The 23,308-nt window shown below is 70.5% G+C and carries 18 protein-coding genes and 3 pseudogenes; 8 read left to right on the forward strand and 13 right to left on the reverse strand.

Going from position 1 to position 23,308, the window contains the following annotated elements; genetic code table 11:
• Window positions 1–37 precede the first annotated feature (37 nt).
• Complete coding sequence (locus tag ACIP4X_RS24845) at window positions 38–967, forward strand: NAD(P)-dependent oxidoreductase (RefSeq protein WP_401350653.1); 930 nt, start codon at window positions 38–40, stop codon at window positions 965–967.
• Here ACIP4X_RS24845 and ACIP4X_RS24850 read toward each other — a convergent pair.
• Together ACIP4X_RS24850 and ribA are read right to left on the reverse strand one after the other, a co-directional pair.
• Complete coding sequence (locus ACIP4X_RS24850; RefSeq protein ID WP_358731706.1) at window positions 934–1,395, reverse strand: PPOX class F420-dependent oxidoreductase; 462 nt, start codon at window positions 1,393–1,395, stop codon at window positions 934–936. The genes ACIP4X_RS24845 and ACIP4X_RS24850 overlap by 34 nt on opposite strands.
• 184 nt (window positions 1,396–1,579) lie before the next feature.
• Window positions 1,580–2,239 (reverse strand): GTP cyclohydrolase II, encoded by a 660-nt coding sequence (ribA, locus tag ACIP4X_RS24855; protein ID WP_358731704.1) that lies wholly within the window; start codon window positions 2,237–2,239, stop codon window positions 1,580–1,582.
• Window positions 2,240–2,277: 38 nt separating this feature from the next.
• Here ribA and ACIP4X_RS24860 point away from each other — a divergent pair, with 38 nt between their 5' ends.
• Window positions 2,278–3,063, forward strand: a complete 786-nt coding sequence (locus tag ACIP4X_RS24860; protein ID WP_391458495.1) for a creatininase family protein — start codon at window positions 2,278–2,280, stop codon at window positions 3,061–3,063.
• Window positions 3,064–3,221: 158 nt separating this feature from the next.
• On the opposite strand, the pseudogene ACIP4X_RS24865 reads toward ACIP4X_RS24860, so the two are convergent.
• The 5 genes and pseudogenes from ACIP4X_RS24865 to ACIP4X_RS24885 all read right to left on the reverse strand — a co-directional run.
• Window positions 3,222–4,196 (reverse strand): annotated as a pseudogene (locus ACIP4X_RS24865) (lysylphosphatidylglycerol synthase transmembrane domain-containing protein); the annotation flags it as partial.
• The gene (locus ACIP4X_RS24870) at window positions 4,193–5,161 is read right to left on the reverse strand and encodes a methyltransferase domain-containing protein (protein WP_401350744.1); all 969 of its coding nucleotides are present in this window, start codon (window positions 5,159–5,161) and stop codon (window positions 4,193–4,195) included. The pseudogene ACIP4X_RS24865 and the gene ACIP4X_RS24870, both read right to left, overlap by 4 nt.
• A gap of 149 nt (window positions 5,162–5,310) precedes the next feature.
• Window positions 5,311–6,495 (reverse strand): glycosyltransferase family 4 protein, encoded by a 1,185-nt coding sequence (locus ACIP4X_RS24875; RefSeq protein ID WP_358731699.1) that lies wholly within the window; start codon window positions 6,493–6,495, stop codon window positions 5,311–5,313.
• Entirely contained in the window at window positions 6,492–6,890 is a 399-nt protein-coding gene (locus ACIP4X_RS24880) for a 6-carboxytetrahydropterin synthase (RefSeq protein WP_358731697.1), read from the reverse strand. Before ACIP4X_RS24880 ends, ACIP4X_RS24875 begins: the two co-directional genes overlap by 4 nt.
• Before the next feature lie 151 nt (window positions 6,891–7,041).
• On the reverse strand, window positions 7,042–8,025 hold the full coding sequence (locus tag ACIP4X_RS24885) for a zinc-binding alcohol dehydrogenase (protein WP_401350659.1): 984 nt from the start codon (window positions 8,023–8,025) through the stop codon (window positions 7,042–7,044).
• A 110-nt stretch (window positions 8,026–8,135) separates the two neighbouring features.
• On the opposite strand from ACIP4X_RS24885, the gene ACIP4X_RS24890 reads away from it, so the two are divergent.
• Together ACIP4X_RS24890 and ACIP4X_RS24895 are read left to right on the forward strand one after the other, a co-directional pair.
• Complete coding sequence (locus tag ACIP4X_RS24890; RefSeq protein ID WP_391458498.1) at window positions 8,136–8,960, forward strand: CDP-alcohol phosphatidyltransferase family protein; 825 nt, start codon at window positions 8,136–8,138, stop codon at window positions 8,958–8,960.
• A gap of 554 nt (window positions 8,961–9,514) precedes the next feature.
• Window positions 9,515–9,691 (forward strand): annotated as a pseudogene (locus tag ACIP4X_RS24895) (IS630 family transposase); the annotation flags it as partial.
• Window positions 9,692–10,674: 983 nt separating this feature from the next.
• Here ACIP4X_RS24895 and ACIP4X_RS24900 read toward each other — a convergent pair.
• Window positions 10,675–11,080: pseudogene (locus ACIP4X_RS24900) on the reverse strand (transposase); the annotation flags it as partial.
• 279 nt (window positions 11,081–11,359) lie between these two features.
• On the opposite strand from ACIP4X_RS24900, the gene ACIP4X_RS24905 reads away from it, so the two are divergent.
• Together ACIP4X_RS24905 and ACIP4X_RS24910 are read left to right on the forward strand one after the other, a co-directional pair.
• Entirely contained in the window at window positions 11,360–12,343 is a 984-nt protein-coding gene (locus tag ACIP4X_RS24905) for a helix-turn-helix domain-containing protein (RefSeq protein ID WP_326805143.1), read from the forward strand.
• Window positions 12,344–12,838: 495 nt separating this feature from the next.
• On the forward strand, window positions 12,839–13,201 hold the full coding sequence (locus tag ACIP4X_RS24910; protein ID WP_326805142.1) for a hypothetical protein: 363 nt from the start codon (window positions 12,839–12,841) through the stop codon (window positions 13,199–13,201).
• A gap of 172 nt (window positions 13,202–13,373) precedes the next feature.
• Here the strand turns inward: ACIP4X_RS24910 and ACIP4X_RS24915 are convergent, their stop codons facing one another.
• From ACIP4X_RS24915 to ACIP4X_RS24935, 5 genes are all read right to left on the reverse strand, one after another.
• Window positions 13,374–14,738, reverse strand: coding sequence for a GH1 family beta-glucosidase (locus ACIP4X_RS24915; protein ID WP_401350664.1), 1,365 nt, complete (start codon window positions 14,736–14,738; stop codon window positions 13,374–13,376).
• A 32-nt stretch (window positions 14,739–14,770) separates the two neighbouring features.
• A complete protein-coding gene (locus tag ACIP4X_RS24920; protein WP_358731688.1) occupies window positions 14,771–15,664 on the reverse strand; it encodes a carbohydrate ABC transporter permease in 894 nt (297 codons plus the stop codon).
• Entirely contained in the window at window positions 15,657–16,652 is a 996-nt protein-coding gene (locus ACIP4X_RS24925; RefSeq protein ID WP_358731686.1) for a sugar ABC transporter permease, read from the reverse strand. The genes ACIP4X_RS24920 and ACIP4X_RS24925 overlap by 8 nt, the downstream gene beginning before the upstream one ends.
• A gap of 14 nt (window positions 16,653–16,666) precedes the next feature.
• The gene (locus tag ACIP4X_RS24930; protein ID WP_401350667.1) at window positions 16,667–17,983 is read right to left on the reverse strand and encodes an ABC transporter substrate-binding protein; all 1,317 of its coding nucleotides are present in this window, start codon (window positions 17,981–17,983) and stop codon (window positions 16,667–16,669) included.
• Between the two features lie 639 nt (window positions 17,984–18,622).
• The gene (locus ACIP4X_RS24935) at window positions 18,623–20,035 is read right to left on the reverse strand and encodes an aminopeptidase P family protein (RefSeq protein WP_401350669.1); all 1,413 of its coding nucleotides are present in this window, start codon (window positions 20,033–20,035) and stop codon (window positions 18,623–18,625) included.
• Between the two features lie 145 nt (window positions 20,036–20,180).
• Here ACIP4X_RS24935 and ACIP4X_RS24940 point away from each other — a divergent pair, with 145 nt between their 5' ends.
• Window positions 20,181–21,161 carry a LuxR family transcriptional regulator gene (locus ACIP4X_RS24940; RefSeq protein WP_401350672.1) on the forward strand — a complete coding sequence of 327 codons (981 nt, stop codon included), beginning with the start codon at window positions 20,181–20,183 and terminating at the stop codon, window positions 21,159–21,161.
• A gap of 380 nt (window positions 21,162–21,541) precedes the next feature.
• The gene (ctaD, locus tag ACIP4X_RS24945) at window positions 21,542–23,242 is read left to right on the forward strand and encodes a cytochrome c oxidase subunit I (protein WP_401350675.1); all 1,701 of its coding nucleotides are present in this window, start codon (window positions 21,542–21,544) and stop codon (window positions 23,240–23,242) included.
• The last annotated feature ends 66 nt before the right edge of the window (window positions 23,243–23,308 follow it).

Genomic DNA, 23,308 nt, shown 5'->3' on the forward strand with positions numbered 1-23,308 from the left:
GCTGTCATAGCCCAGTCTCGATCTCAGGGCGGTCCTCGTGAACGTCGGCTTCATCGGTCTCGGAGTCATGGGGCAGCCCATGGCGCTCCGGCTGGCCCGCTCCGGCACTCCCCTCACCGTGTGGAACCGCACGGCCTCCCGTACCGCTCCCCTGCGCGCGGCCGGCGCCCGGGTCGCGGCGGACCCCGGCGAGGTGTTCGCCCGCTCGGACGTGGTGCTCCTGATGCTGGCGGACGACGACGCCACCGACGCGACCCTGGACCGCGGCGGGCCGGACTTCGCCGTGCGCGTCGCCGGGCGGGTGGTCGTCCACATGGGCACCACCTCGCCCGCCTACTCGCGCGCACTGGAGTCCCACGTACGGGACGCGGGCGGCCGCTATGTCGAGGCGCCCGTCTCCGGCTCCCGCGTACCGGCGGAGGACGGCCGGCTCGTGGCGATGCTGGCCGGTGACGAGCGGGCCGTGCGGACCGTACGACCGCTGCTCGCTCCCCTGTGCCGGGAGACGTTCGTGTGCGGCCCCGCACCGGGCGCGCTGCTCACGAAACTGTCCGTGAACCTGTTCCTGATCACGCTGGTGACCGGGCTCACCGAGGCGTTCCACTTCGCCGAGCGGCAGGGGCTCGACCCGCGCCTGTTCCTCGACGTCCTCGACGCGGGCCCGATGGCCAGCGCGGTCTCCCGGATGAAGGCGCCCAAGCTGCTGTCCGGGGACTTCGACGTCCAGGCCGCCGCCCTCGACGTGCTGAAGAACAACCGGCTGATCGCCGAGGCCGCACGCGCGTCCGGCACCGCCTCACCGCTGCTCGACGTGTGCCACGCCCTGTTCGAGGAGACGGTGTCGCTCGGGCACGGCGGCCAGGACATGGTGGCGGTCCTGCGGGCGATCGAGGGCCGTACGGGTACGGGCGCCGCCCCGGCCCCGCTTCCGTCTCACCCGCCGGCGGCGCCCTTGGGGATGCCGTAGGCCCGGTCCACCGGCAGGCGGAGCACCAGGCGGCGGTCGCGGACCATGGTGGCGCGGTAGTCGTCCCAGTCGGGGTGCTCGCCGAGGATGCCCCGGTAGAGGCGTACCAGTTCCTCGACGGTCTCGTCGTACGGGTCCGCGGCGACCGGTGACAGGTCCGCGGTGCCCTCGGCGACCGTGTAGGCCCACCGGTCCGGGCTGGTGACGTGGTAGGACGCCCGCGGGTCCCGGCGCAGATTGCGGGTCTTGGCGCGGTCGTCGGTGAGCGAGACGCGGATGATCCGCTCGTCCGGGTCGTAGGCGTGGGCGACGTTCGACAGCTGGGGCCGGCCGTCCCGCTTGAGCGTGACCAGTACCCCGCCGCGGCTTTCCGAGAGCAGCGCGAGCAGGGCTTCCTGTGCGGCGTCGTACGGCGTGTCCTGAGTCATACCTCGGTCAACCGGCGGGGCCGGGCCGCGCATTCCCCGCGGCCGCTTCCCCGCCCCGGGTTCCGGGCGAGGTGGGCGGGGGATCCCGGCGGTCGCCCGCCGGGTTTCCCGCTCCGTCTCCGGCTGCCCGGCCGGGTGCGTCCCGGCCCGGGTCCGGCCGTCGTACCGCACCGGGCCGCCCGGCTCAGGACAGGTGCGCCACCGCGTCCAGGTGGGGCAGGTGGTGGTCGAGCCGCTCGCGCTTGGTGCGCAGGTAGGTGATGTTGCTCTCGCACGGCGGGATCAGCAGCGGTACCTGCTCGGCGACTTGGATGCCGTGCTGTACCAACGCCTCGCGCTTGCGCGGGTTGTTGGACATCAGACGCACGGAGCGCACGCCCAGGTCGTGCAGCATCCCGGCGGCCACCCCGTAGTCGCGGGCGTCGACCGGCAGACCGAGCGCGAGGTTGGCCTCGACCGTGTCCAGGCCCTCCGCCTGGAGGGCCATCGCCCGCAGCTTGGCGAGCAGCCCGATGCCCCGGCCCTCGTGACCCCGCAAGTAGACGACGATGCCGCTGCCTTCGGCGACGACGGCGCGCAGCGCGGCGGCGAGCTGGTCGCCGCACTCGCAGTGCTGGGAGCCGAACGCGTCCCCGGTCAGGCACTCCGAGTGCAGCCGCACCAGGACCCGGTCGGTGCCGATGTCACCGTGCACCAGGGCGACTTGTTCGTCACCGCGGTCGTGGTCCAGGTAGCCGACCGCCTGGAATTTCCCGTACACGGTGGGCAGCGGGGCATTCACGACGCGCTCCACGCCCGTGCGCCGGGACGACTTCTTGCCGAGTACGGCGAGGTCTTCTGTCATGATCTGATTCCTAAGCAGAGACGAAAGGCCGGAAAACAATGAGTGGTTCGGAAACGCGGCCGAAGCCGACGGCACATGGTCCGTTGCCGGCGGACACCACGCAAGACGTACGGGCGCGGGGGGCGGACCTCTCACGGCAGGTGGCCGTCCTGCCGGTGGGCAGTTTCGAACAGCACGGTCCGTACCTCCCGTTGGCCACCGACACGCTGGTCGCCTGCGCCATCGCACGCCGCATCGCCGACGCGTACCCGGTGCACCTCCTTCCACCGGTGACGATCTCCTGCTCGCACGAGCACGCCGCCTGGCCGGGAACCGTCAGCATCTCCTCCGTGACCCTTCATGCGGTGGTGCGGGACATCGCGGACTCACTGCGCCGCTCCGGCGTCGAGGCCCTGGTGGTCGTCAACGGTCACGGCGGAAACTACGTGCTGGGCAACGTCGTTCAGGAATCCTCCGCGCGTGGTGAGCGCCTCGCGCTGTTCCCCGCCGCGGAGGACTGGCAGACGGCCCTCGACGCTGCCGGGGTGCGCACCTCGCCGCTCACCGACATGCACGCGGGGGAAATCGAGACCTCCATTCTTCTGCACGCTCATCCAGAAATGGTCCGGGCCGGTTACGAGTCCGCCGATTTCGTCGCGGACGACCGGCGGCATCTGCTCACCGCCGGAATGTCCGCCTATACCGAATCCGGTGTCATCGGACGTCCTTCCCTGGGTTCCGCGGAAAAGGGCGAGGAACTGCTGAACAGCCTCGCGGCTGCCTTCGGTCCGTATTTCTCGCTGCTCACTTCCGAGGACCTCGGGCTGCCGGAGAGCCGACGCTGAAGGTCCCCGTCGGACGCGCCGCCGGGTTCCGGAGCAGGTTCGGCGGGGCGGGACCCGGCGCGCATCGCGGTGTACCAGCGGGCGACGAGGACGAGCGCGCCGGGCAGGCTGGCCACGAAGCTGAGGACCCCGTACACCACGGCCACGGCCACTCCGGTGCTCGCGCCGAGTCCGGCGGCGCCGAACGCCCAGGCGGCGACGCCCTCGCGGGGCCCGAACCCGCCCACGTTCAGCGGCAGTCCCATGGCCACCAGCGCGAGCACCGCCAGGGGCAGCAGGACGAGCACCGGGGCCGCGGGGCCGGCGACGTGCGCGGCGACCACGAACATCACGATGTGCCCGGCGAGCACGACGGCGGAGGACAGCGCGACGCCCGGCCCGTTGCGGCGGGACAGCAGCCCCTCACGGGCCTCGGCGAGGGCACGGCGCAGGGCCTGCCCGCGCCGCGAGGGCGCGCGGTTCATCCGCAGGGCGAGGACGATGGCGAACGCGCCGACGGCGGCGCACGCGAGCGGCGCCACGAGGTGTCGTGTCTGGTCGCGCACGGGGGACGGCAGGGTGAGCAGGACCGCCGCGCCGGTGACGGCGAGCGCGATCTGCCCGGCGACCCGTTCGAGGACGACGGCCCGCACGCCGCGTCCCAGGTCGCCGGTGCTCTGCCCGTGCCGCACCGCCCGGTGCACGTCGCCCAGGACACCGCCGGGCAGCGCCGCGTTCAGGAACAGCGCACGGTAGTAGTCGGCCACCGCCGGGCCGAGCGGCAGCCGGATGCGCAGCGCGCGGGCCACCAACTGCCAGCGCCAGGCACTGAACACGGTGGTGACCAGCCCGATGCCGAGCGCCACGAGGAGAGTCGGCGTGTCGATCCGCCGCAGCCCGTCCAGGAAGACACCGGTGCCCAGCCGCCACAGCAGGACGGCGAGGATGGCGACTCCGGCTGCGGTGCCGAAGTGCGTCCGCACGGCAGGGGTGTTGAGACGGGAGAGCGCGGCGGCGAGGGGGGAGCGAACGCGGTCGTCGGCGGATGTGCCGTGCGGGCGGGGCGCGTTGGACGCCTCATCGTTGGTCGCCCCCTCCCCCGCACCCGCCTGCCGGTCGCGCACACGGGGTGCGTCCACCGTCTGCGCACTCATGCGGCACGGCCCGTCGGCCGGGACAGCGCCAGGAGGTCGGTGTGGTGCACGACCACCTGCAACTCCCCTGCTGCGCAGGCCTCCAGGCGGTCGGCGAGGTAGCGGTCGGCGCGCGGCTTCAGCTCGGGACACTGTTCGACGGCCGCGCCGACCCAGCCGCGCAGCCACTGGGCGGTCAGTTCGCGCTGGTCGGGGCCGAGCCGCCAGGGGCTCGAGTGCAGCCGTACGGTGGCGCCGTGTGCGGCGAAGGCGTCACAGGCCGCGTCGACCGCGTCGGGACCGAGCAGTCCCCCACGCCGCTGGTGGGCGTTGAACGCCTCGGTGATCTCGGCGTCCAGCGGATCGGCCGGGGTCAGTTCGACCCGGCCGGCCACCGAGAGCGTCAGCAGCGCCGGGCAGCCCGCCCCGGCACAGGCCGCGGCGAGGGTGTCGATCTCCTCGCGGGTCAGGACGTCCAGCAGCGCCGAGGCCGTGACCAGGGACGCTCCGGACAGGGCGTCCGGGGTGAGCCGGGCCACGTCGCCGCGCCGCGTCTCCACGGTGACCCGGCTGCCGTCGGCGGCGGCGCGCGGGGAGGCCACGGCCGCGAAGTGCAGCAGGTAGGGGTCGCGGTCGTGCAGGACCCAGTGCTGGGCGCCGTCCAGCCGGGGGGCGAGCCAGCGGCCCATCGAGCCGGTGCCGCACCCCAGGTCGTGCACGACGAGCCCACCGTGCCGGATCGGCAGGTTCACCAGCCGGATCCGCAGCGGATCGAGCAGCTCCGTGGCCCGCGCGGTGGCGTCCGCCGCCTCCCGGAGCTGCAACCACTCGGGCGCGTACCGGGGTGGTTCCTCCTCCGCCCCGTCCTCCCGGAGCCGCACGGTGGCCCGCTCCCCGGGCCGCTGAGCGGGCCCGGCCCCCGCGATCACCTCCGGGGACACGGTGTCCTGAGCCGCCAGTGGGGAGAGAGCGCCGGGATCCGCCATGTCCGAGGGTTCCTTTCCTGCGGGCCGCGCCGCCTCGAGGAGCGGCCGCCCCGCCATGCCCGTGGCGGGGGCGGACCGCTCCCGCGGGCCGGGCTGGGCCGGGATGGTGCCGGTGAGCGGGGCGGTCTGCGTGGACGTGTCCGGTGTGGTCATGCCGCCCTCCGGGGTTCCTTCGGCAGCCGGCCGAGCACTCCGGCCAGGCTGCGGGCGGTGTTGGCCCAGCCGTCGAGGGCGGCGCGCCGGCCGCGGGCGGCGGACTTCAGCCGGCGCCGCACGTCGGCCTCGCCGAACCAGCCGCGCAGTTCGGCGGCGAGGGCGGCGGGGTCCTCCGGCGGTACGAGGATGCCGGGCACCCCGCCGTCGGGGGCGCGGCCGACCGCCTCGCCCACCCCGCCGACGTCGGTGGCGAGCACCGGGATGCCTCGTGCGAGGGCCTCGGTGACCGCCATGCCGTACGTCTCCGCGTAGGAGGCGAGGACCATCAGGTCGGCGGCGGCGTAGCGGGCGTCGAGTTCGGCTCCGGCGCGGGGTCCGGCCAGGTGGAAACGGTCCTGCAGACCGTGGTCCGCGATCAGGCCGCGCAGCCGGTCGACGTAGGCGGGGTCCTGGGTGAGCGCGCCGACGCAGGTGCAGCTCCACGGCAGGTCGGTGACCGTGGCCAGTGCCTCCACGAGCCGGTGCTGCCCCTTGCGCGGGGTGACCGAGGCGACGCACAGCAGCCGCGAGACCCCGTCGGTGCCGGGGGCGAGGGGCGCGATGTCGGCGCCGGGGGTGGCGGCGTGGACCCGGTCGGGGGCGAGGCCGTGGTGGGAGACGAGGCGGCGTACCGCCCACTCGCTGGTGGCGACGACGGCGGACACCGCGCGCAGCACCTGGCGTTCCCTCGCGTCGAGTTCCGCGGCCACGGCCGGGTCGAGTCCCGTCTCGTCGCCGAGCGGCAGATGGACGAGGACGGCCAGGCGCAGCCGCTCGGCCTCGGGTACGACGGTCTCGGGCACGCCGCAGGCGACCAGCCCGTCGAGGAGGACGACGGCGCCGTCCGGCAACTCGCGCAGGACACGGGCGAGTTCCGCTCGGGCCTCGGCGTCGGGGCGGGGCCAGGCGCCGTTCACGGGATGGGCCCGGACCTGCCAGCCGAAGCCGGGCAGGTCCAGGCTCACCCGGCGGTCGTAGGCGTTGCCGCCGCTCGGGGTGGCCGGGTCGTCGACGCCGCCCGGCAGGACGAAGTGCACGGTCCGCAGGGACATGGGGATGATCCCGACGTTCTCCGAGCCGGCGCGCTGCGCGGGCAGGTAGGCCAGGGGCGAGGGGCGGTGGACGGTCGTGTCGGTCACAGCGCACGCTCGTAACTCGCCCAGGCGACGTGCGACTCGTGGAGGGTGACGGTGAGGCCGGCCAAGCCCCTCGCTCCCTCGCCCAGGGCGCCCTTGTGGACGCGTTCGGCGAGCCGGTCGGCGATGACCTTGGCCAGGAACTCCGTGGAGGTGTTGACGCCGGCGAAGTCGGGCTCGTGGTCGAGGTTGCGGTAGTTCAGCTCGCCGACCACGGCGCCCAGTTCCTGCGTGGCGAGCCCGATGTCGACGACGATGTTGTCGTCGTCCAGCTGCTCGCGCCGGAAGGTGGCGTCCACGAGGAACGTGGCGCCGTGCAGACGCTGTGCGGGCCCGAAGACCTCGCCGCGGAAGCTGTGGGCGATCATGATGTGATCGCGGACGGTGATGCTGAACAACGGACGACCCTCCAGGTGCGGCGCGTCTGGTCCCCGGCCGGTGCCTGCCGGGGGATGCCGTGTAGTACGGCTGACCGCTTCCCGTTGTTCAGCGCCTTCTCACTCTTTTCTCAAGGTCAGGCGCTCTTGCCGTCCCGGACCGGACGATCCGTCATGATCGGTCGCCGTACCTGACCCGGTGGCACAGGGCCGGGATCTCCCCGGAGGCGAGCCTCGGCATCACCTCCGGCAGTTCCTCGAACGCGCTCTCCCCGGTGACGAGGGCGTCGAGGGCCGGGTCGGCGAGCAGGTCGAGCGCGAGGGCCAGCCGGTCGGCGTACGTGCGGCTGGAGCGGCGGGCCGGGGAGACGGTGCCGACCTGGCTGCTGCGGATGACCAGCCGGCGGGAGTGGAAGGCCTCGCCGAGCGGGAGGGCGACGCGCCGGTCGCCGTACCAGCTCAGTTCGAGGACGGTGCCCTCGGGGGTGAGCAGTTCCAGTGCGCGGGCGAGGCCCTGCTCGGTGGCGCTGGCGTGCACCACGAGGTCGCACTCGCCGAGGGCGTCCCCGGGCTGCGCGAAGCCCACGCCGAGGGCCTCGGCGACCTCGGCGCGGGCCGGGTCCGCGTCCACCAACTGCACGCGCACGCCGGGGAACCGGGCCAGCAGGGCGGCCACCGAGCAGCCGACCATGCCGCCGCCGACCACGGCGATGCGGTCGCCGACCAGGGGCGCGGCGTCCCACAGCGCGTTCACGGCGGTCTCGATCGTGCCCGCGAGCACCGCCCGCCCGGCCGGCACGTTCTCCGGCACGCGGGTGACCGCGCTCGCCGGGACGACGTAGCGGCTCTGGTGCGGGTGCAGGCAGAAGACGGTACGCCCGGTCAGGTCCGGCGGGCCCTCCTCCACGACGCCCACGCTGAGGTAGCCGTACTTCACCGGGCCGGGGAAGTCGCCCTCCTGGAACGGCGCCCGCATGGCGTCGTACTGGCTTTCGGGGACCTGGCCGCGGAACACGAGCGTCTCCGTGCCGCGGCTGATCCCGGAGTACAGCGCGCGGACGACCACCTCGCCCGGAGCGGGTTCCGGGAGGTCCGTCCGGCGTATCTCGCCGCGGCCGGGCGAGGTCAGCCAGAAGGAGCGCGCGGAGCGGTTCATCAAGAATCCTCCTGAACGATCGGGAAGTTGTTCACGTACCGAGGTGTGCACAGGCCGCGGACAACGTACGCGGCGTTGATCGACTCTGTCACTCGGCCGGAGGGTGTTCGGTGGCCCTGAACAACACTTACGACGCACGGCTGGTCCAGCAGGAGACCGCGGTGGGAGCGGGCGCTCAGATCCTGTTGCTGGCCCTGCTCGGCCCGGCGATCGGCATGGGTACCGCGGGCTGGGTGACCGGCCTGGTGTTCGCGGTCGCCACCTGGGCGGTGCTCTCCCGGGCACTGCACCGGTCACGGTCGCGCTCCTTCGGACCGGCCAACCGGGTGACCCTGGGCCGGGCCGTTCTCGTCGGTGGGGTGACGGCGCTGGTCGCGGACTCCTTCGAGAGCGCGCCTCCGGTGTCGCTGCTGGTCGCGCTGACGGCGGTGGCCCTGATCCTGGACGGCGTCGACGGCAAGGTGGCCCGCCGCACCGGGACCTCCACGGCGCTCGGCGCCCGCTTCGACATGGAGGTCGACGCGTTCCTGATCCTGGTCCTCAGCGTGTACGTCTCGACGATGCTCGGCCCGTGGGTGCTGCTGATCGGCGGTATGCGCTACGTGTTCGTCGCCGCCGCCCGTGTGCTGCCCTGGCTGAACGCACCCCTGCCGCCGAGCACCGCCCGCAAGACGGTCGCCGCGCTCCAGGGCGTCTTCCTGCTGCTCGCCGGCGCCGACCTGCTCCCCCTCCCGGCCACCGCCGGCGTGGTGCTGCTGGCACTGGGCCTGCTGGTGTGGTCGTTCGGCCGGGACGTGCTGTGGCTGTGGCGGACGTCGCGGGTACGGACGGCCGCCGCGGCCGGCGTGACGAGGGAGGCCCGCCTCAAGGAGTCCGTCGCGGCCCCCGTCACGGAACCCGTCGAGGCGATACTGGAGACGGCGCGGGCCGCGTGACGCGCCGCACGACGGGCGGAGCCGGGTTACGGGAACGTGATCCAGATCCCGCATTCCGCGCGCTGAAACGTGTTCTGCGCGTCACGACGCGTTCCGCGCGCCACGACCGCGTCCGCACGACGGCGAAGGCGGCCGCGGCGAGCCCGAGGACGCCCACGAACCGGCCTACTCGACGCCGGCCGCGTCGAGCGGCACGACATGCAGGATCCCGCTGTGCCCGATCACCCTCGTACGCTGCGGCCGATGCCACAGCGTCCACGTGGAGACAGAAGGAGCAGCCAGGGAACTCAGTGGGCACTGACAACTGCCCGAGAGCTCATTGCGGGACAGCAACACTCGCGCCTGCAGCTCTCCTTCTGGTGGTGGTCCGAGGTCCCCTCGTGGCGTGGAGTCCGACCCGCAGGCGCCCGCCTGGCCCGGCTGTTCGTCTCGCACGGCCTGGATTCCCGGGGCCACCCCTACGACAGCGACGTCAACAAGTTCGCCTGGTTGGCGGCGGGAGCGCCTGCACCGGTTGGATGTCGGCGGACATCCAACCGGTGCGGGGAGGCGTGGTGGCGGAGCCGGTCAAGGTCCGGACGCTGACCCGGCAGGAGGGCCGGCAGTTGCAGCGGATCGTGCGTCGCGGCAGCACGAACTCGGTCCGCTACCGGCGGGCGATGATGCTGCTGGCCTCGGCCGGCGGGAATCGGACGCCGATGATCGCGACATGCTCTGTCGGAGAGAAGGATGGCGCTTCCCGCCCTGCCACGACGGGGCCGTCTCCCCATCCGGCTCAGGTCCCGGAACCTCGATCTCGGCCATGCCGGCCTGCCACCCGAACACCGGCACCGCTGTCGGCGATCACCGTAGCTCTGAGGCAGCCGGGCCGTCACCCCGGTGAACGTTGCCGGTCCTAGCGGCCTGCGGGATTCCGGGACGCCGGTGTACGACGGCTGGAAGACCGGCTCCGGAGTACGAGAAAGACCACGATGCCAGCGAGGCCGAGGACGATCCCGGCCGCAAGCCAGGGCCACGGAGACCATTCCTCGGTGCAGCTCTGCTCTGTCCCTGTCGTGACGCAAACGTCGCCCGGGCCGCCTCGATTGAGATAGGCGACATAGAAGGCCGGAAGGCTCAGACCCGAAAGAAGTCCGGGCAACCCACGGTCCGTCTGGCGATGCGTCACAAGCAGCGCAGTGCCGACCGCCGCACACAGCAGCACCAGCATGCCTATCGTCCAGAGGCTCAGAAGCCCGAGGGAGCTCGCCGCCCCCACCAGCGCCCAAGCAGCGAACCAGCCCCAGTCCTGCGGACTCCGCGACGGACGCCCGTGGGGAACCGTGCCGTTTTCGCGAGGTACATCCATGACGCCTGCCCGCACCTGAGTGATGAAAGACCGATGCTTGACCGCCCGGCGCATCGCCGGTCCCGGCCTGCACATCCACGTAAACCGTCGCCGCGGCACGTAGGATGTAGTTCCGATCGCCGCGCCGTGCCTCATATCGTCCGCGAAATCACCCTGACGTCTGCGCACCGCCCTCTGCCACCCCTTCAGCGCCATGCCACGCCCCCGTGGAAACCAACTGGTCGCTGAACGACTGCCTCATATTAGGCCCGGCACACACGATGGGTCACCAGCTCTACTCTGACTCTTGACGCTATGTCAGCTTTGTTCCTGAAGACGTCTGACTTCCGACGGTCTGCTGGGTCGCGCGGATCCACAGCGGGCACAGCCACCGCGCCGGGGTGTCCCCTGGCAGACGCGTTCGCGGACTTCGGCCCTGGCTGTGCGCAGTGCGGTCAGAGCCCGCGTCCCGCCCCGGGCGAGCGTGTCGAAGAGTCGGGAGACCGTCGGGTCGGAGACCGTCGGCCCGACACGGCCGGCTCCACCCGCAACAGGGCCACATCGGCCAGGCAGTCCCCGCCCAGCGCGACCGCGAGGGCGACATCCAGGAGGACCTTCCCCGGGTCATGGACATCCGCTGCTTGCGCCACGGGGTGAGCGCGGCGGATATCGCCTGATCAAGGCCGGTCTTGCGGACCGACTCCACCAGCAGCACGGACCCGGCCTGGGAGACCACTCCACGGCTGCCGCCCTCGACACGGACACGCGGGTAGGACCCGACACGCTTCTTCACTTGGAGAGTGCTTCTTTCTGCGACGACCTGGACCCTAGACAAGTCCCATCGTTGCAGGTCAGGGGCACTCTCCGCGTTTCTGATCACCCAGTGGACGCTCTGCCGCGTGAAAGCGCGAGGTGCAGCGCCAGTTCCGTTCCGATGTTCCTCAAGCCCCTATTCAGGGCTAGAACATGGTCGTGAGAGTTGGTCTCACCGCCGACGAGACCGTCTTGGATGCGGCAACGTACTGGGGGATGGATGGTGCTGGTGACGGAGTTCAGGACAAAGGATCTGCCGGTGACCGAGCGGTTCGGCTCCTGGCACGACATGACGACCAGGGCGTTGATACCCAGCGTGGTCCGCAGCGATCACGAGGCGGACTTCCGGGCGAGCGCGCGAGTGCTGGACCTGGGCGCGGTGGACGTGTCCGCGCTGGCATACCCGTCGCTGGAGACCCGCCGGACGACGAAGCTGATCCGGCAATCCGACCCTGATTCCTACCAGCTGATGCTCAACCTACGCGGTAGCCACCGGATCCTCCAGGCCGGCCGGGACACCACCAGCGGCCCCGGTGAGGTGATGTTCTTCGACACCTCGCGTCCCTGGCAGGGCTGGGCATCCGCTGACCAGGACACCGTGAGAGGAGTGATGGTGCAAGTCCCCCGGGCCCTGCTGCCGCTCCCGGCGAACAAGGTCGACCGGCTCACCGCCGTGCGGTTGCCCGCACGCGACGGGATGGGCGCCCTGCTGTCCGGCTACCTCACGCAGCTGGTCGCGGGCGCCGCCACCTACACCTCGGCGGACGGCGCCCGACTGGCCACCTGCACCCTTGACCTGCTCACCGCCTTCCTCGCCCACCACCTCGACGCCGCCTCGTCGATGCCACCCCAGACCCACCACCGGGCCCTGCTGATGAAGATCCACGCCTTCATCCAGCAGCACCTGGGCGACCCGGACCTGTCCCCGGGCGCGGTCGCCGCGGCCCACCACATCTCCTTGCGTTCCCTGCACCGGCTCTTTCAGGACCAGGACACCACCGTCTCCGGCTGGATCCGCGCCCGCCGACTGGAGCGCTGCCGCCGCGACCTGGCCGACCCCCTCCTGAGCAACCAGCCGATCCACGCCCTCGCAGCGCGCTGGGGCTTCGCAGGCCCCGCGCACTTCTCCCGTGCCTTCCGCGCCGTCTACGGACTCGGCCCCCAGGACTACCGCCAGCAGCACCAAGTCGACCGAGCCTCACGTGGCACGCATCGGCAAGCACCTGGCACTCCTCGTCAATGACCGACCCGCCCTTCCCCGCAACTATTAGGCATGCCCTCGACAAGCAAGCGGGCTGCGGACTGACAGGGGACGGGAACCCGGCCCGCCACTTGTGGAAAAGCCACGCCACGTAAGGGGGACTGATGGCCGCGGAAGGCGTGCCCCAAGGGCGCTCGCACACCGGTGGACACCGGCTACCAGAGTGCGTTTCATGCCGAAGCCCGGCTCAGCATGTGGTGATCGCCGTGCCATCGGCGGACGTGGCCGGTTCACCGACATCCCACGCGCGCCCCTGACTGCGTGTGTGGCGGCTGGATCATCAACAGCAACCTCGGCGACGACCACGCCCTCAAGCACGACCCGAACGCCGGCCACTAACGGCTGCACGGCCCCGCCGGTCTCAACTTCCGGCGGCGCCATGCAGCCATGATCAATCTCAGCGGCACTTTCTGTACCGCAACTACTCACACCCGTGATAGAGAAGATGAAGGGATCGCCGTGAGGAACCTGAAGGTCATGCTTGGAGCATCCGCGGCCGCAGTCGGTGCCGTCGCCACCCTGTTGACGGGAGCCGGCACCGCCAACGCCGCAGCCACCGCCGACCTCTACGGCTGTCCGTCCGGCGCCGTCTGCGTTTACGCCGAGGGCAAGCCCGCCAGCAGCTCCACACTGACCCACACTTACTGGTCGTACGGTGCCCACAACCTGTCCAACCAGTTCAACTGGCACTGGGTGATCAACAACCAGACCGGCGGCGCCAGCGCCGACCTCTGCTACGAGTACAACGGCGGCAACTGCACCGGCGGCAAGATCGCCGCCGGCGGCTGGCAAGCGGTGAATCTCAGCCCGATCAACTCCATCCGCCTCAACCGCCCATAGTCTCGGCCTGCTGCCCCGTAGACCACCGGGCACGTCCTGCGCGTCGGCGGGCGTCACCGAACTGCACAGGCAGGGCAGTATCGGCGGCAGAGCCCGCCTGATACCCCACGTGAAAGGGCCCTCGGGACGTTTCCCGAGGGCCCCCTTCCGCGCCCGTCCGTCGGGCCGAGGGTCAGGCCGTCCCGCGTCCCAGCTCCCCGTGCGCGCGTACGATCTCCGCGTAGCCGCGGCCGCTGGTCTTGATGGTGCGGGCCTGGGTGGCGTAGTCGACGTGGACGAGGCCGAAGCGCTTGGCGTAGCCGTAGGCCCACTCGAAGTTGTCCAGCAGCGACCAGGCGAAGTAGCCGGCCAGCGGGGCGCCCTTGCGGGCGGCGGAGGCGCAGGCGGCCAGGTGTCCCACCAGGTAGTCCCGGCGCTCGGGGTCGTCGACCGTTCCGTCGGGGCCCACGGTGTCGGGGAAGGCGGAGCCGTTCTCGGTGACGTAGAGCTTGCGCGCGCCGTACTCGTGGGTGAGGCGCAGCAGCAGCGTCTCGATGCCGGACGCGTCGATCTCCCAGTCCATGCCGGTGCGGGGCACGTCCGGGCGGCGTACGGAACGGGCGTGGGGCACCGGCCCGTCGGGGTCGTCGGCCACCGTCGCCGGGAAGTAGTAGTTGAGGCCGAGCCAGTCCAGCGGGGCGGCGATGGTGTCGAGGTCGCCGGGGCGTTCGGGGAGGTCGACGCCGTAGACCTCGCGCATGTCGGCGGGGAATCCGCGGCCGTGGACCGGGTCGAGCCACCAGCGGTTGACGTGGCCGTCGTGGCGGCGGGCGGCGGCCTGGTCCTCGGGGCTGTCGCTCGCGGGGAAGACGGTGGAGAGGTTGTTGACGATGCCGACCTCGGCGCCGGACGTCACGGCGCGAATCGCCTGGGCGGCCAGGCCGTGGCCGAGAAGAAGGTGGTAGGAGGCGCGGACCGCGGCGGTCAGATCGGTCAGGCCGGGAGCCATCTTGCCTTCGAGGTGACCGATCCAGGCCGAGCACAGGGGCTCGTTGAGGGTGGCCCAGTGGGACACCCGGTCGCCGAGGCGTTCGGCGACGACGGAGGCGTAGGCGGCGAAGTGCTCGGCGGTCTCGCGCTCGGGCCAGCCGCCGCGGTCCTGGAGGGTCTGCGGCAGGTCCCAGTGGTAGAGGGTGACGGAGGGGGTGATGCCCGCCGCCAGCAGCCCGTCGATCAACTCGTCGTAGAAGTCGAGGCCCTTGGGGTTCACCTGGCCGTCGCCTTCCGGCATCACGCGCGGCCAGGCGATCGACAGCCGGTAGGCGTTCACACCCAGCCGGTTCATCAGCGCGATGTCGTCGCGCCAGCGGTGGTAGTGGTCGCAGGCGGTGTCGCCGTGGTCGTCGTTGTCGATCTTGCCGGGGGTGTGGGAGAAGGTGTCCCAGATGGACGGCGAGCGGCCGTCCTCGGCGACGGCCCCCTCGATCTGGTACGCCGATGTGGCCGTGCCCCACCGGAAGTCCTGCGGGAGTGCGGCGAGGTCGATGGCGTCGGACACGGAAGTCCTTTCGAGACTGGGGATGTTGGCGGTCACTTCACCGCTCCCGCGGTGAGGCCGGCGACGAGGTAGCGCTGGAGCAGCAGGAAGCCGGCGACCACGGGCACGCTGACGACGAGCGAGGCGGCCATGATCTGGTTCCAGTAGACGTCGTACTGCGTGGAGTAGCCCTGGAGGCCCACCGCGAGCGTGCGGGTGGTGTCGTTGGTCATGACGGACGCGAAGAGAACCTCGCCCCAGGCGGTCATGAAGGCGTACACGGCGACGGCGACGATGCCGGGGATCGCGGCCGGCACGACGACCCGGAACAGCGCGCCGAGCGGCCCGCAGCCGTCCACCATCGCCGCCTCGTCCAGGTCGCGCGGCACCGAGTCGAAGTACCCGATGAGCATCCAGATCGAGAACGGCAGCGAGAAGGTGAGGTACGTCAGGATGAGGCCGCCGCGCGAGCCGAACAGGGCGATGCCGGTGGCGTTGCCGATGTTGACGTAGAGCAGGAACAGCGGGAGGAGGAAGAGGATGCCCGGGAACATCTGCGTCGACAGGACGGTGACCGTGAAGACGCGCTTGCCGTGGAAGCTGTAGCGGCTGACGGCGTACGCCGAGAACACCGCGATCACCACCGAGCAGACTGTCGCGGCGCCCGCCACGATCAGCGAGTTGACGAAGTACCTGGCGAGCGGGACCGTCGACCAGATGTCGATGTAGGGGCGGAAGGTCAGACCGCTCGGCAGCCAGCGGAACTTGCCGGTGACGTCCGCGAGCGGCTTCAGCGAGCTGGAGACCATCACGTAGACGGGCACCAGGACGAACCCGGTCAGCAGGGTGAGGAAGATCCGCCGGGTCCACAGGAAGGTGCGCGGCGGCGCCATCGGAGACCGGTGGACAGTCTCCGTCGTCGCGGACTCGAGAGTGGTGTCAGACATCGGCGGACCTCCGTCCGCGTGAGGTGAGCGCGAGGTAGCCGCCGGTGACGACCAGCAGGAAGAGCAGCAGCAGGACGGACATCGCGGAGCCGGTGCCGAAGTTCCAGGTGACGAACGAGGCCTGGTAGATGTGGACCGAGATGAGGTCCGCGGCCTCGGGGGCGGCCTTGCCGAACAGCACGTAGGGCGTGTTGAAGTCGTTGAACGTCCACAGGAACAGCACCAGGACCAGCACCTGGTTGACGGGCCGCAGGGACGGCAGGGTGATGCGGCGGATCTGCTGCCAGACGCCGGCGCCGTCCAGCGCGGCGGCCTCGTACAGTTCGCGCGGGATGTTCTGGAGTCCGGCCATGACGATGAGGAAGGCGAACGGCCAGCCCTTCCACACCGACACCGTCAGCAGCGCGACGAAGCTGTTGTCGCCGATGAGCCAGAACGAGGGCTTGTCGGTGAGGTGCAGCTGGTCGTGCAGCACGTGGTTCACCAGGCCGTTGTCGTGCTGGAACATGAACACCCAGGTGATGACGGCCGCGTAGACCGGCAGCGCGTACGGCACCAGGAACACGGCGCGCAGCAGGCCGCGTCCGCGGAAGGTGTCCTGCATGCAGATCGCGGCCGCGGTGCCGATGAGCCAGCACAGGCCGACCGACAGCAGGGTGAAGGCGATGGTGACGAGGAAGGAGTGCAGCAGCGCCTCGCCGACGGGGGCGTTGAAGTCCACCGACATGCGGTAGTTGTCGAAGCCGGACCAGGGAGCCGTGCCCCAGTCGCGGATGTAGAACTGGGTGAGCTCCTTGAAGCTCATCACGATGCCGATGACCATCGGCACGATGTGGACCAGGAGTTCGAGCAGTAGGGCGGGCAGGAGCAGCAGGTACGGCAGCGAGACACGTCCGAGCCACCCGGGGCGGCGCGGTCCGCGCGCCGCCCCGGGTGACTTCACGGGTGCCGTCGTCCCGCCGGTGTGCGCGGGAGCGGTGGTCGTCATGTGGGTGTCCGCGCTCACTTCGCCGGCATCTGCTGCTGGGCCTTGAGCAGCTTGGCCTTCACCGACTCCGTGGTGATCGCGTGTCCGGCGGCGGCCTCGGCGAACAGCTCCTTGACGGCCGTGCCGACGGTCGTCTCGAACTGGGACTCGTCGGCGACCTGCGGCAGCGCGGCGGCGCTCGTGGCGAGGGTCTCCTTCAGGACGGCGTTGTCCGGGGTGTTGAAGGCGGGGTCCTCCTGGGCGGCCTTGACCGGCGGGATGGAGGTGTAGGCCGTGTTGAGGATCTTCTGCTCCTCGTCGCTGGTCATGAACTTCACGAACTTCGTGGCGCCGTCGAGGTTGTGGGTGTTCTTGAAGACGGCGAGGTTGATGCCCGCGACCATCGAGTTGACCTGGTTGCCGGTGCCGGGGGTGCCGGACTGCACGGGGACCGGGGCGATGCCGTAGGCGTCCGCGCTCATGCCCTGGGACTTGAGGTTGGAGGAGGCGGACTGCCACAGCAGCATCGCCGTCTTGCCCTTGGCGAAGTCGCTGACCGACTGGTTCTGCGCGTACTCGGCGTTGCCCTGCGGGATGGCCTTGTCCTTGGCCATCAGGTCGACGTACTGCTTGACCGCGGCGACCGTGCCGTCGCTCGTGAAGTCGGGCTTGCCGTCGGCGGTGAAGAAGTCGGCGCCGTGCTGCTTGGCGAAGACGAAGACGTGGTGGATGTTCTCCGAGACGTTGGCTCCCTCGGCGCCGAGGACCTGCTTGCCCTTGGCCCGGATCTTCTTGCCGTCGGCGACGAGTTCGTCCCAGGTGGCCGGGGGCTTGGAGATGCCCGCGTCGGCGAAGATCTGCTTGTTGTAGTAGAGCGCGTACGCCATGGAGTACAGCGGTACGGCGGACGGGTCTTTGCCCTCGGCGCCGGTCGAGCCGAGCGCGGAGTCGACGAAGCGGTCCTTGCCGCCGATCTTGTCGAAGTTCTTGGCGTCCCAGGGCAGCAGCCCGCCGGTGGCCTGGAGGGAGGCGCTCCAGGTGTTGCCGATGTTGAGGACGTCGGGGCCCTGGCCGGAGGTGGTCGCGGCGAGGATCCGGTTCAGCAGGTCGGACCAGGGCACGACCTCCAGCTTCACCTTGATGCCCGTCTGCTTCTGGAACTTGTCGAGTTCGGGTTGGAGGACCTTCTTGTCGATCTCGATGCTGGCGCCCTGGTTGGAGGCCCAGTATGTGAGCGTCTTCGGCGAGTCGTTGGACCCGCCGCCCGTCGACGAACCGCCTCCGCAGGCCGAGGCGGCAAGGGCGAGAGACATGGTGACGGCGCCTACGGCCGCGGCTCGGATGCTGCGCATGGCTCCTGGTGTCCCTTTCCGGGAGTCGAGAACCGTGAGGAGTCCCAGGACGCCGACACCGCTCTCGCTCCGTGTCCCGTCGCTCGTTCTCGTGCGGTCGGGTCCGGTTCGCTCGGTTCGACTTCCGAAGGCGCCTCATGGCTTAATTTAGGACGTGAGTTAAACCTCCGGGAGAGGCGTCGTCAAGGGATCCGGCAAGGGTGAATCGCCGGTCGACGGCGGCGAAGACGGCACCTTCGGCCCGATACGGCCGTCACGCGCCGCCTGACCTGCGACAGGAGGGCGGGGACGGAGCAGGGAAGGAGCAGTACAACGGTTGGGTCTCGGCGCCCGGCGAGGACGGCTCGCCGGGAGGGCATCATCTCGACTGCGAGCAACGGAATTTGACGTAATGTCATTTGTGGTTTGGCCGAACTCCGTCGCACCTCTGGGGGTCTTCGTTCACTCACATGAAGCATTCGCCGTCAGGAGAGCGCTCTCGAACCCACACCGTTCACCTCTTGAACCAGGAAGAGATGACGGTCAGCTGCCCCCGGCCGACTCGTTTGCTCGCTCTTGCGTGAGGTTGCGAGTTCACGGTGCACGCGAGGGCAGGCTCGCCGGACGGCGGTCCTGCCCTCGTGCCGGTTCTCGATGTGCTCAGCCCGCGAACCGGGCCATCCACGCCTCGACCTCGTCCGCCGACCGCGGCAGGCCCGCCGACAGATTCTCGTGACCATCGGCGGTGACGAGCAAGTCGTCCTCGATGCGTACGCCGATGCCGCGCCATTCCTGCGGCACGGTCAGATCGTCCGGCTGGAAGTACAGGCCGGGCTCGACGGTGAGCACCATGCCCGGCTCCAGCACGCCGTCGACGTACTCCTCGGCCCGGGCCTGCGCGCAGTCGTGGACGTCCAGGCCGAGCATGTGACCGGTACCGGCCATCGTGAAACGGCGCTGGAGACCCAGCTCGTACGCGCGGTCGGCAGGCCCTTCGATGAAACCCCACTCGACCAGCCGCGCCGCCAGGGAACGCTGGGCCGCCTCATGAAAGTCCCGGTACGCGGCGCCCGGCTTGACGGCCGCCATGCCCGCCTCCTGGGCCTCGTGCACCGCGTCGTAGACCCTGCGCTGGACGGGGGTGAAGGTGCCGCTGATCGGCAGAGTGCGTGTGACGTCGGCGGTGTACAGGGTGCGCGACTCCACGCCCGCGTCGAGCAGGAGCAGTTCCCCGGGGCGCACGGGTCCGTCGTTGTCGGTCCAGTGCATGATCGTGGCGTGCTCGCCCGCGGCGCAGATCGTGCCGTAGCCCACGGCGTTGCCCTCGAGGCGGGCGCGGCGGAAGAAGGTGCCCTCGATCCACCGCTCGGACGACGCGATCGCCCGCGACAGCTCACCGACGACGTCCGTGAACCCGCGCACCGTGGAGTCGACGGCCGAGCGGATCTCCTTGATCTCCCACTCGTCCTTCACGAGGCGCAGATCGCCGAGGGCCTCTTCCAGCTCCGCGTCGCGCTCCGCCTCGGTGGCGACGGCGGCCTCCAGGGAGGGGTCGATGCCGCGGACGATGCGGGTCGGTGCGCCGGAGGCGGCTGCCAGGTCGTCGGCCGCCCGGCGGACGTCCCGGCACGGCAGGCCGAGCACGTGTTCCGCCTCGGCCAGGGAGCGGCGCCGGCCCATCCACAGTTCTGCTGTGGCACCGGTCCAGAACTCGTTGTCGTCCCTGCTGTCCCGCGGGAGTTGATAGCAGTAGGCGTCGTGGCCACCGTCCGCACGGGGTTCGAGGACAAGGGCGCCGTCCCGGGCCTGGTCGCCGGTCATGTGCACATAGCCCGAGTACGGCCGGAACGGGTAGGTGTCGTCGTTCGAACGGACCTTGAGGTTCCCCGAGGGGATCACGAGCCGTTCACCCGGGAAGCGCGCGGAGAGCGCGGCCCGGCGCGTGGCCGCGTACGGGGCCTGTTCCTCGAGCGTCAGCTCACGCCTCTCGGTGTCCGCCCACCCCGTCCGCATCAACGCGGACAGTTCCTCGGAGATCCCTGAGTACAAACCGTTCTTCCGGCCCTTCGCCACTGCGTCCGCCTTCCTGGGAGTCGAGCGCCGCCACGTGCCGACGGCTCGGCGACGTTATCCCGCGACGCCCACGCGTGGTGCCCAGTGGTGCCACTGGCACAGATCGGCCACGCCGGGCCGGGCACGGCCGTCGATAATGCGACTCATGACGAACGCGAACCTCGGTGAGGCACTACGGCTCCTGGGCATCGGCCAGGCGGCGGCCCGGGCGTATCTCACCCTGCTGGAGCTGGCCCCCGCGCCGCGGAGCGAGATCGCCGCCGTGGCCGGACTGGACGGCCCCGGCCTGGCCACGGCGTACGCCGAGCTCGTCGACGCAGGCCTGGCCGGTGCCGCCGACAAGGACGAGGACGTGGTGCCGGTGGCACCGGCGGCAGCTCTCGAGGTCCTCGCCCGGCACCGTGCGGCCGAGCTCGAGAAATCCCGCATCGCGGTCGCGGGCGCCTTCGACTCGTTCCGGCGCCGGCAGCTCACGGCCCACGACGACCCCGTCGTCGAGATCGTCACCGGCGACGCGATCGGCCCCAGGATGCGCCAGGCATGGGCAAGCGCCCGCCACCAGATCCGGCAGTTCGAGTCACCCCCGTACTTCCCTGTGGCCAGTGCCACCGACGACGCACTGGCCACGCTGGCCCGCGGGGTCACGCAACGCGTCGTGTACTCCCGCGAGTCGCTGGAACGCCCGGACCACCTCAAACAAGTCATCGAACCGTGCGTCAACGCCGGTGAGCAGGCCAGAGTTCTGCCGTCCGTCCCCGTCAAACTCCTGATCATCGACGACGCGTACGCCCTGGTGTCACTGTCGATCAGGGAGGCCGATGTACACAACAGGATGCTGGTCGTACAGCCGTGCGGTCTGCTCTCCGCCCTCATCGCGCTGTTCGAGCAGTCGTGGCAGCACGCTCTGCCCTTCCACGGCGGCACGGCCCTCCCAGGCGGTCTGCCCCCCGTCGACCGCCGTCTGCTGTGGCTCCTGGCCGGCGGCGCGAGCGACGACGTCATCGCCCGTGAACTGGGAGTCAGCCGCCGCACGTTGTTCCGCCGCCTGCAGGTCCTGATGGCCCGGCTGGGCGCAGCGAACCGATTCCAGCTGGCCCTGCAGGCCCAGCGCAACGGATGGTTGTGACGGCCGGCCCCCGGCCCGAGCCCACACCGACCATCGCGCGCCGAGCGCTGGAAAGCGGGCCACTCGACAGAGCTGATCGCGTCGCCCGCGCAGGGCTGTTAGGCCCTTCGCGGGGGGACGCGCAGGGACTGTTCGGCCCTATCGGGACCCCGTACCGCTGCGGCGATCATGGGGCGGCGACCGGGAGGTCCGGGGTCGTTCTCGCGACCGGAGTACCTCCAGGTTCGTCGTTTCATCGATGCAGAGAGCAGATCGGGAGGCACCGTCCGGTGGACGAGGTGCGCATACAACAGGCGGCGGCAGTACGGCCGGAAGACAAGGACGAGACGCCGGCTCCCGCAAGCGCGGTCCCAGGGCATGGCCCCGGTCGGCCCTCGTGGGTGGAGTGGCTGACCACCACGGACCACAAGAAGATCGGGACGCTGTACCTCGTCACCGCCTTCGCGTTCTTCGTGCTCGGTGGCGTGATGGCGCTGGCGATGCGGGCCGAACTCGCCCGCCCCGGACTGCAGATCATGTCGAACGAGCAGTTCAACCAGGCGTTCACGATGCACGGCTCGATCATGCTGCTGATGTTCGCGATGCCGCTGTTCACCGGCTTCGCGAACTGGATCATGCCGCTGCAGATCGGGGCACCCGACGTCGCGTTCCCACGGCTGAACATGCTCGCCTACTGGCTGTTCCTGTTCGGCTCCCTCATCGCCGCGGCCGGCTTCCTCACCCCGCAGGGCGCGGCCGACTTCGGCTGGTTCCTCTACGCGCCGCTGTCGGACGCGGTCCACTCGCCGGGGATCGGCTCCGACATGTGGATCACGGGCGTGGCGCTGTCCGGGTTCGGCAGCATCCTCGGCTCGGTCAACTTCATCACCACGATCATCTGCATGCGCGCGCCGGGCATGACCATGTTCCGCATGCCGATCTTCACGTGGAACGTGCTGCTGACCGCGCTCCTCGTACTGATGGTCTTCCCGGTGCTCGCGGCGGCGCTGTTCGCGCTGGAGATGGACCGCAAGTTCGGCAGCCACGTCTTCGACTCGGCCAACGGCGGGGCGCTGCTGTGGCAGCACCTGTTCTGGTTCTTCGGCCATCCGGAGGTGTACATCCTGGCGTTGCCGTTCTTCGGCATCGTCAGTGAGGTCCTCCCGGTCTTCTCCCGCAAGCCGATGTTCGGCTACATGGGCCTGATCGGCGCGACCATCTCGATCGCGGGCCTGTCGCTGACGGTGTGGGCGCACCACATGTACGTCACCGGTGGTGTACTGCTGCCGTTCTTCTCGTTCATGACCTTCCTGATCGCGGTCCCGACCGGTGTGAAGTTCTTCAACTGGATCGGCACGATGTGGAACGGCTCGTTGAGCTTCGAGTCGCCGATGCTGTGGACGGTGGGCTTCCTGGTCACGTTCCTCTTCGGCGGTCTGACCGGAGTGATCCTGGCCTCGCCGCCGCTGGACTTCCACCTGTCCGACTCGTACTTCGTGGTGGCTCACTTCCACTACACGATCTTCGGCACGGTCGTGTACGCGATGTTCGCCGGATTCCACTTCTGGTGGCCGAAGTTCACGGGCAAGATGCTCGACGAGCGGCTCGGCAAGATCACGTTCTGGACGCTCACGGTGGGCTTCCACCTCACGTTCCTGGTCCAGCACTGGCTGGGCGTCGAGGGCATGCCGCGCCGGTACGCCGACTACCTGGCGGCCGACGGCTTCACCATGCTCAACACGTTGTCAACGATCGGGTCGTTCCTGCTCGGCCTGTCGATCCTCCCGTTCTTCTACAACGTCTGGAAGACCGCCAAGTACGGCAAGCCGGTCGGCGTCGACGACCCGTGGGGCTACGGCCGCTCCCTGGAATGGGCAACGTCGTGCCCGCCACCCCGGCACAACTTCGCCTCCCTGCCCCGTATCCGGACGGAGTCCCCGGCGTTCGACCTGCACCATCCTGAGATCTCGGGGGTCACGGGGGTCGGCGGGGCTGGCGGGGCCGCTCGTCTCGCGGGGACCGCTGGTGTCACCGGGGCTGCCGCTGTCGCCGGGGCTGCCGGGGCCGTGGGGCGGCCCGAGGTGGAAGAAACGGCGAGGTAGGCCGTGCCCCACGCCGTCGCCGCCCTGGGAGCCGCGGCGCTCACCACCGCGGGCTCCGTCTGGTAC

Origin of the sequence: Streptomyces sp. NPDC088817, from assembly GCF_044750345.1 — a bacterium.
In the GTDB taxonomy this organism is placed as follows: domain Bacteria; phylum Actinomycetota; class Actinomycetes; order Streptomycetales; family Streptomycetaceae; genus Streptomyces.

Excerpts from the sequence above, each read along its gene's own strand:
- ACIP4X_RS24850 (WP_358731706.1), bottom strand. The coding sequence starts at position 1,395 with ATGACTCAGGACACGCCGTACGACGCCGCACAGGAAGCCCTGCTCGCG.
- ribA (WP_358731704.1), bottom strand. The coding sequence starts at position 2,239 with ATGACAGAAGACCTCGCCGTACTCGGCAAGAAGTCGTCCCGGCGCACG.
- ACIP4X_RS24860 (WP_391458495.1), top strand. The coding sequence starts at position 2,278 with ATGAGTGGTTCGGAAACGCGGCCGAAGCCGACGGCACATGGTCCGTTG.
- ACIP4X_RS24870 (WP_401350744.1), bottom strand. The coding sequence starts at position 5,161 with ATGGCGGATCCCGGCGCTCTCTCCCCACTGGCGGCTCAGGACACCGTG.
- ACIP4X_RS24885 (WP_401350659.1), bottom strand. The coding sequence starts at position 8,025 with ATGAACCGCTCCGCGCGCTCCTTCTGGCTGACCTCGCCCGGCCGCGGC.
- ACIP4X_RS24910 (WP_326805142.1), top strand. The coding sequence starts at position 12,839 with ATGCTTGGAGCATCCGCGGCCGCAGTCGGTGCCGTCGCCACCCTGTTG.
- ACIP4X_RS24920 (WP_358731688.1), bottom strand. The coding sequence starts at position 15,664 with ATGTCTGACACCACTCTCGAGTCCGCGACGACGGAGACTGTCCACCGG.
- ACIP4X_RS24925 (WP_358731686.1), bottom strand. The coding sequence starts at position 16,652 with ATGACGACCACCGCTCCCGCGCACACCGGCGGGACGACGGCACCCGTG.
- ACIP4X_RS24930 (WP_401350667.1), bottom strand. The coding sequence starts at position 17,983 with ATGCGCAGCATCCGAGCCGCGGCCGTAGGCGCCGTCACCATGTCTCTC.
- ACIP4X_RS24940 (WP_401350672.1), top strand. The coding sequence starts at position 20,181 with ATGACGAACGCGAACCTCGGTGAGGCACTACGGCTCCTGGGCATCGGC.